The 8771-nt window shown below is 64.6% G+C and carries 8 protein-coding genes and 1 pseudogene; 7 read left to right on the top strand and 2 right to left on the bottom strand.

Annotated elements, in window-relative coordinates:
- Window positions 1-229 (top strand): DUF2237 family protein (locus AC6RA4_RS20315; protein ID WP_500163440.1); only part of this gene is annotated, 229 nt, incomplete at its 5' end.
- A gap of 72 nt (window positions 230-301) precedes the next feature.
- Here AC6RA4_RS20315 and trpB read toward each other — a convergent pair.
- Both trpB and AC6RA4_RS20305 read right to left on the bottom strand, forming a co-directional pair.
- A complete protein-coding gene (gene trpB / locus AC6RA4_RS20310) occupies window positions 302-1558 on the bottom strand; it encodes a tryptophan synthase subunit beta (protein ID WP_500163438.1) in 1257 nt (418 codons plus the stop codon).
- A 326-nt stretch (window positions 1559-1884) separates the two neighbouring features.
- Entirely contained in the window at window positions 1885-3105 is a 1221-nt protein-coding gene (locus AC6RA4_RS20305) for an acyl-CoA dehydrogenase (RefSeq protein WP_500163437.1), read from the bottom strand.
- Window positions 3106-3234: 129 nt separating this feature from the next.
- On the opposite strand from AC6RA4_RS20305, the gene AC6RA4_RS20300 reads away from it, so the two are divergent.
- The 6 genes and pseudogenes from AC6RA4_RS20300 to AC6RA4_RS20275 form a co-directional block, all read left to right on the top strand.
- Complete coding sequence (locus AC6RA4_RS20300) at window positions 3235-4125, top strand: LysR substrate-binding domain-containing protein (RefSeq protein WP_500163435.1); 891 nt, start codon at window positions 3235-3237, stop codon at window positions 4123-4125.
- 329 nt (window positions 4126-4454) lie between these two features.
- Entirely contained in the window at window positions 4455-5300 is an 846-nt protein-coding gene (locus AC6RA4_RS20295; protein ID WP_500163434.1) for a hypothetical protein, read from the top strand.
- Between the two features lie 100 nt (window positions 5301-5400).
- Window positions 5401-5709, top strand: coding sequence for a MarR family transcriptional regulator (locus AC6RA4_RS20290; protein WP_500163433.1), 309 nt, complete (start codon window positions 5401-5403; stop codon window positions 5707-5709).
- 128 nt (window positions 5710-5837) lie between these two features.
- Window positions 5838-6290 (top strand): TadE/TadG family type IV pilus assembly protein, encoded by a 453-nt coding sequence (locus AC6RA4_RS20285; RefSeq protein WP_500163431.1) that lies wholly within the window; start codon window positions 5838-5840, stop codon window positions 6288-6290.
- A gap of 1 nt (window position 6291) precedes the next feature.
- Window positions 6292-7776, top strand: coding sequence for a Tad domain-containing protein (locus AC6RA4_RS20280; RefSeq protein WP_500163430.1), 1485 nt, complete (start codon window positions 6292-6294; stop codon window positions 7774-7776).
- A 331-nt stretch (window positions 7777-8107) separates the two neighbouring features.
- Window positions 8108-8771, top strand: a pseudogene (locus tag AC6RA4_RS20275) (hypothetical protein); the annotation flags it as partial.

The following is an 8771-nucleotide window of genomic DNA, read 5'->3' as shown; positions in this document are numbered from 1 at the left end:
GTTTCTGGCGTTTTCCAAATATGTCGGCAACGACCTGTCGACGCCGCGCCCCGAGTTCAGCTTTACGGGCCTGCAGCCCGGCGACCGCTGGTGCCTGTGCGCCGCCCGCTTCCTGCAGGCCGCGGACGAGGGCTGCGCACCCAAGGTCCTGCTGGAGGCCACCCACATGCGCGCGCTCGACATCGTGCCGCTGAGCGTGCTGCAAAGCTACGCCGCCGATCCGGCCTGAGGCCGCCCGCAGAAGGACTGCAACAAAAAGGCGCCCCGCGGGGCGCCTGTTCTTTTTCGGTAATATCCGGTCTCACTCCTCGAAGGTGCGGCCTTCCTCGGTGTCGGACATGTCAAAGCCAAGATGCTTGGCGACAGTGAACACATCCTTGTCGCCACGGCCGCACATGTTCATCACGATGATATGGTCCGCGGGCAGCTCCGGCGCGATCTTCATCACATGCGCCAGCGCGTGGCTGGGCTCGAGCGCCGGGATGATGCCTTCGGTGCGGCAGGAGAACTGGAACGCCTCCAGCGCCTCCTTGTCGGTGATCGAGACATACTCGGCGCGGCCGGTGTCGTGCAGCCAGGCGTGCTCGGGGCCGATGCCCGGGTAGTCGAGCCCGGCGGAGATCGAGAAGCCCTCGAGGATCTGGCCGTCCTCGTCCTGCAGCAGGTAGGTGCGGTTGCCATGCAGCACGCCGGGGCGACCACCGGTCAGCGAGGCGCAATGCTCCATCTTCTCGTTCACGCCTTTGCCACCGGCCTCGACGCCGATGATCTTGACCGAGGCATCGTCGAGGAACGGGTGGAACAGGCCCATCGCATTGGAGCCGCCGCCGATCGCCGCGATCACCGTGTCGGGAAGACGCCCCTCGCCCTCCTGCTCGGCGAGCTGCCAGCGCACTTCCTTGCCGATCACGGCCTGAAAATCGCGCACCATGGCCGGGTACGGGTGCGGGCCGGCCACCGTGCCGATGCAGTAGAACGTGTCGCGCACATTGGTCACCCAGTCGCGCAACGCGTCGTTCATCGCGTCCTTGAGGGTGCCGCGCCCGGAGGTCACCGGCACCACCTCGGCGCCCAGCAGGCGCATGCGGAAGACGTTGGGCTGCTGGCGCTCGACATCATGCGCGCCCATGTAGACCACGCATTTCAGACCGAACTTGGCGCAGACCGTGGCGGTGGCGACGCCATGCTGGCCGGCGCCGGTCTCGGCGATGATGCGGGTCTTGCCCATGCGCTTGGCGAGGATGATCTGGCCCAGCACGTTGTTGATCTTGTGCGCACCGGTGTGGTTGAGCTCGTCGCGCTTGAGGTAGATCTTGGCGCCGCCAAGCTCCTCGGTCATGCGCTGGGCGAAATACAGCGGCGACGGGCGACCGACATAGTTCTTCCAGAGATCGTCCATCTCGGCCCAGAAGCTGTCATCGGTCTTGGCCCGCTCGTACTGCTCCTCGAGCTCGAGGATCAGCGGCATCAGGGTCTCGGACACGAAGCGCCCGCCATAGATGCCGAAGCGGCCCTTCTCATCGGGGCCGTTCATGAAGGAATTGAACAGATCGTCCATCGCGCCTCTCCGTCTCGCAGTTGGCCTTGTCTAAGGCATATCCGCGCCGCTTGACCAGCCCCGCGACGCATCTTCCCGCGAGACCGCAGCACCCGGCTGATCAGCCCCCGCGCTTGCTGCACTGCCGGACGCCTCCGGCGGGAGTATTTTTGACGAAGAGAAGACAGGAGCGCCGCGCCCTTGCCTTCTCTGGTTTCCAAATACCTCGGGGGTGAATGCGGCTTGCCGCAGAGGGGGCAGCGCCCCCTGCCCGTCGCTCGGCCTCCAGACGCAAAAGGGCGGCACCACACGGCACCGCCCCCAAGTGTTCGCATAGGAACAGACGATCAGAAGAACGCCTGAATCCCGGTCTGCGCCCGGCCGAGGATCAGCGCGTGCACGTCGTGAGTGCCCTCGTAGGTGTTCACCGTCTCGAGGTTGGCCGCGTGGCGCATCACGCCGTATTCGATCTGGATGCCGTTGCCGCCATGCATGTCGCGCGCCATGCGGGCGATATCGAGCGCCTTGCCGCAATTGTTGCGCTTGATCAGCGAGATCATCTCGGGCGCCGCCTTCGCGCTGTCCATCAGACGCCCCACCCGCAGCGCCGCCTGCAGGCCGAGGGCGATCTCGGTCTGCATGTCGGCGAGCTTCTTCTGAAACAGCTGAGTGCCGGCCAGCGGCTTGTCGAACTGCTTGCGGTCGAGACCGTACTGGCGCGCCTGCATCCAGCAGGCCTCCGCCGCGCCCATCACGCCCCAGGCGATGCCATAACGCGCCCGGTTGAGGCAGCCGAACGGGCCCTTGAGCCCCTCGACATTCGGCAGCAGCGCCTCTTCGCCCACCTCGACGTCATCCATGACGATCTCGCCGGTGATCGAGGCACGCAACGAGAGCTTGCCGCCGATCTTCGGCGCCGACAGCCCCTTCATGCCCTTCTCGAGCACGAAGCCGCGGATCTTGCCGCCATGAGCCTCGGATTTGGCCCAGACCACGAAGACATCGGCGATCGGCGCGTTCGAGATCCACATCTTGGCGCCCTTCAGGCGATAACCGCCCTCGGTCTTGATGGCGCGGGTCTTCATGCCCGCGGGATCGGAGCCCGCATCGGGCTCGGTCAGACCGAAGCAGCCGATCCACTCACCCGAAGCCAGCTTGGGGAGATATTTCTGCCGCTGTTCCTCGGAGCCGTAGGCGTAGATCGGGTACATCACCAGCGAGGACTGCACCGACATCATCGAGCGATAGCCCGAATCCACCCGCTCGACCTCGCGCGCCACAAGGCCGTAGCTGACATAGCCCGCGCCGATGCCGCCATATTGCTCCGGCACTGTGACGCCGAGCAGGCCCTGCGCGCCCATCTCGGCAAAGATTTCGGGATCGGTCTGCTCTTCCATGTAGGCGTGCTCGATCCGCGGCAGCAGCTTGTCCTGCGCGAACGCGCGGGCGCTCTCGCCGATCATGCGCTCGTCTTCCTCGAGCTGGGCGTCGAACAGGAACGGGTCCTCCCACGAGAATCCGGCGAGGGCGGGGTTGTCCTTGGGACGAAGAGCGGGGGCGTCGGCCATGGTCGGAATCCTTTTCGCGTTTTGTCGCGCAGGGTACGCCCGCGCGGGCCGGGATGGAAACGATTTAATTTGCGCAAGGAATGAGATTTTCTCATAAACCTACGCATCGCCGTTTCCACCGGAGCCCTGATGCGCAAAGCCTATATCCCCTCCGTCGCCGAGCTCGAGGCGTTCACCGCCTGCGCCCGGCGCGGCACCACGACGATGGCCGCCGACAGCCTTGGCCTGACCCAGAGCGCGATCTCGCGTTCGCTTGCCTCGCTCGAGGACCGGCTCGGCGTGGCGCTGTTCAACCGGGTGCGGCAGAGACTGGTGCTCTCGCCCGCGGGGCATGCGTTTCTCGACCGCGCCGAGAAGCTGCTCGCAGAGCTCGACGAGGCGGCGATGGGGGTCATGGCCTTCGGTGGCCGCGACGCGGTGCTGCGCATGGCGGTGCTGCCGAGCCTCGCCCGGATCTGGCTGATCCCGCGCCTCGCAGGCTTCGCGCGGGTCGCCCCCGAGATCAGCCTCGACCTCTCGGCACGGCTCCTGCCGGTGGATTTCGGGCGCGAGCCCTTCGACCTTGCCATTATGCGCAGCCGGCATGACATGCCCGGCGTCAGCACCGAGCCGGTGATCCCGGAAACCATGGTGATCGTGGCCGCGCCCGCGCTGCTCGCCGGGCAGGATGCGCTCAGCGATGCCGATTTGCTGGAACTTCCCCTGCTGCAGCAATCGACCCGCCCCACCCTCTGGCTCGACTGGTTTCGCGGCTCCGACACCGATCCCCGCCGCATCCTGCGCGGCGCGCGGCTCGACCATTTCGACATGATCGTCGACGCCGCCATCGCCGGGCTCGGCGTCGGCATCGTGCCCGAGATCGTCGCCCGCCCGGCGCTTGATCGCGGGGCGCTGGCGCTAGCCGCGCCGCGGCGCTTCGAGACCGGCGAACATTACGCGCTGATCCTGCCCGAACCGGCGCTCGCCAGCCCGCATGTGCAGCGCTTCCGAAGCTGGCTTCTCGACGAGATCCAGCGCTGACCGGCGGGCGCTTTGGCTCACCCGAGCCGACGCCGGTCGCCGAAACGCCCGTCTGCCGCGGGCGCGCCCCCTCGGCAGATGTACCCGGCTCGCAAAACAACATGTCGCAGGACACAAGCACAGGGATGCCCACACCCAACCTGCGACGCCTGCGATAACCCAAAGCAGTGGATAAACTTCAAATTGAGCGAGATCGCGCCGGCGATCACAATCGCGTGTGATCGCTTTCTCCCCCCGAAGGATCGAAAAGCGCGCGCAGATCCAAAATTGTCTAATTTTCAGAGTTTGTTGACTCGCAGGTCAACCGCGCAAGCACCATCCAAGAGACCATGACACCCGCGCCATTTCCGCAACGCACTCGCTTTCCATTGGAAAAATGCATTTCACCGATATACCTTTTTGTTAGGCTGCTGATCACATGGCGAGCCTGGGGGCGCCGAGAAGGACATGTCGAGCGACGGAATTTGCAACCGTGGCCCGGCAGGAGGAGACGAAGAGGAGCGATCTGCACGCGCGACAATATCTATCATCTTGCGATAGAAAAGATCGCGCCAGATCGCTTCTCTTTTTACGAGGAGCGACCCTTGGGGCTGAATTCGAAGACCGAAAACGACACCCGCACGCAAGACACCGCGAGATCCCACGCCATGCGCATGGCGACGCTATCGGGCGTCATGGTTCTATTGCTTCAACTTCACGGCATGGCCTGCAGCGCCCTCGACTGCAACCGCGAGTATGTCATCCTTGGCTTCGGCCTGATCGTGCTGTCTGCGTGGCTTTATGGCTGGAAGTCCCTCGCCTATCTGCTGCCGGGGATCGCGCTGCAGTCGGTGATGGAAGGCTACAGCGGAAGCGAATTGCTGAATTCCGCCGACGGCCACGCCCTGCTCGCGACGATCTGTGCGCCTTTCGCGTTCACCACCATGCGATGGGCCGGCATCAATACCGAGGTTGACCTCACCGGGGGGCGGCGGGTCTGGAAGATCATCCTGCTGGCCGGGATCAAGGCCTCGGCCTTCGCTCTGATCCTGCGCAGCCTGCTGACCGATCTCTTTTCAATCGAGAGCCTCTCCTTCTCGATCGCCTATCCGACCGTGCTCAGCGACCTCGCGGGGCTGACGATCTTCATGCTCATCCTGATCGGAATTTTCCGGCTGATGCAGCGTCCGGGCTAGGCCACTACAATCACAAATGTGACTTTGCACAAACCGGTATTGCGTCAAATCATCTGAAAATTTATCATGGCGATACTTTAGATCGATTTGGACGATTGAGATGAGCGCCTTATCCGGCATCGCAAAACTTCGGGCTGCCCTGTGGCAGATGGAAAAGGACCTCGGGCTCGAGGATCTTAACCGCAACGAGCGCGATCTGCTCTACGCCTTTCACGCCATCGCGGCGCAAGGCGATGGCACGACTGATATTTCTTCCGACCAGGTGCGCCGCGCCACGGCCGTCGAGGAGATGAAGCACGCCACATTCCACCGGGCCATGAAACGGCTGATCGATCTCGGCTACATCGAGCACTCTCCGAACCACAAGACCAAGGTTTACAGGCTCGGAGCGAGCGCCCAGTCGCTCTGACTTTGGCACGACCATCGCAACGACACCGGCCGCGGATCGCCTCAATTTCGTATTGAGGACACATCTCGGCCCCAGACCCGCCTCACTCGGTATGTATCAAATTGATACAAGATCGAGGAGAATGGGCGATGACACAGCCAACGCTTCGAGAGCGGACAGCGCAGATCCTGCGCGATGAGACGGGCAGCGCGACGGTCGAGTTCGCGATTCTGTTCCCGGTTTACATGACCGTCCTGACCGGCATCGCCTGGCTGGCGCTCTACCTCCTGACCATCGCCAATGTTCAGCAACTGACCCACGAGGTCGCGCGGCAGTCGCTGCAACATCACGGCGGCGCACTGAGCCGGGCCGAGCTCTGCGCGACCATCGAGCAGGCGCTGGTGACCGATCTGGTCGAGACCTTCGTGATGATCGAGCCCGACCGCCTCGGCTCGGTCAGCTGCAGCGCCGGCAACCGCTCGGGCTGGAGCGAGATCGCCCTCACCTACGACGCCTCCTTCATGGGCTTCAACGCGGTGTTCAAGACGCTCAACGCCGGCTCGGACCAGATCACCGCGAAGGCCGTGGTGATGGGGGGCTGAGATGGCTATGCGTGACGAGTGCGGCTCGGTGACCGCCGCAACCGCCATTCTGTTTCCCGGCATCCTGATTGGCATGGCGATGCTGTTCGACCTGCTCTGGATCAACAACCACCGCAGCCACCTGCAGGCGCAGGCCGACATGGGCGCGCTCGAAGCGGTGCGCTATGCCGGCGACAGCGACGCCGCCTTCCGCCAGGCGCGCAACTCCGTGGCCTATAACGACACCTTCAGAGCAGAGCGCTTGCGCCCGGGCCAGGTCGAACTTGGCCGCTGGCAGGACGGCAGCTTCGTCGAACTCGAGAGCAGCGATCCGCGCCGCCCGAATGCCGCCCGCGTCAGCGTCAGCTCCGAGGCCAAGACCAACCTCACCGCCCTGCTCCGACGCGGCTTTGACGCGCCCATCGAGCGTACCGCCACCGCGCTTGCCGAAGAGCGCGTCAGCTTCACGCTGTCGAACTGTCTGGCCTCGCTCGACCTGTTCCGCGGCGCGCTTCAGCCGCTGCTCGGGAGCGCGCTCGACCTGCTGTGCTCGGACGGAGCGCTGGACCTGCAGGCCGATCTGCTGCTCGAGACCCTCGCCCTCGATCTTCAGGCGCCGCTCACCTATGGCGACGTCCTCGATGCCGAGATCGGGCTCGGACGGCTCTGGTCGGTCGCGCTCGGCGCGGATGTCCCGGTGCCGGCAGGCACCATCCGGCTGGGCGAGGTGCTGCAACTCGACGAGGCCGCCCGCGGCCTGAGGCTCGGCGCGGGGCTGCCTTCTGGCCGGGTCGCGGGATCCGACCTGATCTTTGCCACGCTGGAACTGCTCGGCCAGCATGCGCTGGCTCTCGATTTTGCGGCCGATCTCGGCCCGATCGGCAACATTCCCGTATCGCTCACCGTGCTCAAGCCGCGCCGCATCGTGCTCGATGCGGAGCCCGGCAGCGCCGAGGCCTATGCCGAAACCGCGCAGATCCGGCTCTCGATCGAGGGGCTCGACCTGCTGGGTCTTGTGCAGCTCGACCTCGGGCTCGACATCGCCCACGCCTCGGCGCAGCTTGGCACCGGCGGCTCGCTCTGCCGACCGGTCGGCCAGCACCCCGCGGCGGTGTTCGACCCGGCGGGCGCCGGTCTCGGCACCCTCGACATCGCGATCACCGCCCTTGAGGAAACGGTGCGCGACCGGATCGAGCTGATGCAGAGCGGCGAGCGAACCGTGACGTTCAGCGCCGAGGACATTCTCGGCGGCGCCTCGAAATCGCTCTCGCCCCGCATCGACGGAACGCTGCGCCAAGCGGCGCGCGACGCAACCGACCTGCTCGGGCAGTTTGCCCCGAGCGGTCTGTACGAGGTGGCCAGCGGACTTCTGTCCGGGGTCGCCTCTCTCTCCGCACCGCTGGAGGCCGCTCTGGCCGACGTGGTGCATGACTTTGTCGGACTGGCCATCGCGCCGGCATCACTCACGGTTCTCGACGGGACCTGCAACGTCCGACTGGTCCAATAACAATCCCTCATTCTCACGTCAGACTGGGGCGGCTCCGGCCGCCCCATTTTTTTCATTACGATATTTTTTTGAATTTCCGCCGCCCGAAGGCTCTCGAGAATCGCGTTGGCCAGATGGCGCGCCAGCACGGAAAGCTATGCGAAAAGAAACGATGCATCTTATATATCCCTATTGAAGCCCCCTTGCGAACAGTGGCGACGGCTCATCCAGGTTTTTCCCTCAATTTTAATATCATTTCGATATTTTACTTGCAGAGCGGAAGCACGTCACCGCAGCTTTGGAGACATGGAGGACCGGGCCTCGCCCGGCGTGTTTCAGAGGAGTAACAATCATGGGCTTTCATTCCGCAACCCTGCAAAGCGACACTCACCTTGCCGTCGGCAGCGGCGCCAGCTCTCCGGATGGCGACATCGCGCTGATCGAGGGCGCATTGACGGTCAGCGCGGAGTTCGCTTTCGGAATGGACCCCGACACCATCTCGGGCCGGCTCGTGTTGCAGGACGGCGAACTGCCCTTCGGGCCACAGTGCAGCACCAGCTATGAGGACGCGCTATTCGCCGCGAATGAGTACAACCTCACCGCCGGCCATGGTGCGGAGATCTCGGTTGAGGTCGACCTCAACGGCGACCCGTTCGAGATCACCCTGGATCCCGATGACCCGGACGACGGCAGCGCAACGATCTCCGACTGCGAGATGATCTCCTTCGTGCCGATGGACCCGACCGGCATCCACCTGCCCGAGCCCGGCGCGGAAGATGACGGGCACGAGGTCATCAGCCTGTTCGATGAGGACGGGCTGGTCGATGACCTTGTCGGCGATGGCGGGCTCGCAGACGACCTGCTCACCGGCGATGACCAGCCCGATGGCAGCGAGACCAACGGGCTCGTGGACGGCTTGCTCGCCGAGGGCGGTACGGTGGATGAGCTGTTGGGCGATGGCGGCCTCGCGGACGACCTCCTCACCGGCGACAACCAGCCCGATTACAGCGAGACCG

The organism is Salipiger sp. (assembly GCF_059781815.1).
The sequence above is the reverse complement of the archived record's forward strand: the minus strand, read 5'-3'. Positions and strand labels throughout refer to the sequence as shown.

What these genes read in the sequence shown, in the direction of transcription:
- trpB (WP_500163438.1), bottom strand. Translation starts at nt 1,558, where the DNA reads ATGGACGATCTGTTCAATTCCTTCATGAACGGCCCCGATGAGAAGGGC.
- AC6RA4_RS20305 (WP_500163437.1), bottom strand. Translation starts at nt 3,105, where the DNA reads ATGGCCGACGCCCCCGCTCTTCGTCCCAAGGACAACCCCGCCCTCGCC.
- AC6RA4_RS20300 (WP_500163435.1), top strand. Translation starts at nt 3,235, where the DNA reads ATGCGCAAAGCCTATATCCCCTCCGTCGCCGAGCTCGAGGCGTTCACC.
- AC6RA4_RS20295 (WP_500163434.1), top strand. Translation starts at nt 4,455, where the DNA reads ATGACACCCGCGCCATTTCCGCAACGCACTCGCTTTCCATTGGAAAAA.
- AC6RA4_RS20290 (WP_500163433.1), top strand. Translation starts at nt 5,401, where the DNA reads ATGAGCGCCTTATCCGGCATCGCAAAACTTCGGGCTGCCCTGTGGCAG.
- AC6RA4_RS20285 (WP_500163431.1), top strand. Translation starts at nt 5,838, where the DNA reads ATGACACAGCCAACGCTTCGAGAGCGGACAGCGCAGATCCTGCGCGAT.
- AC6RA4_RS20280 (WP_500163430.1), top strand. Translation starts at nt 6,292, where the DNA reads ATGGCTATGCGTGACGAGTGCGGCTCGGTGACCGCCGCAACCGCCATT.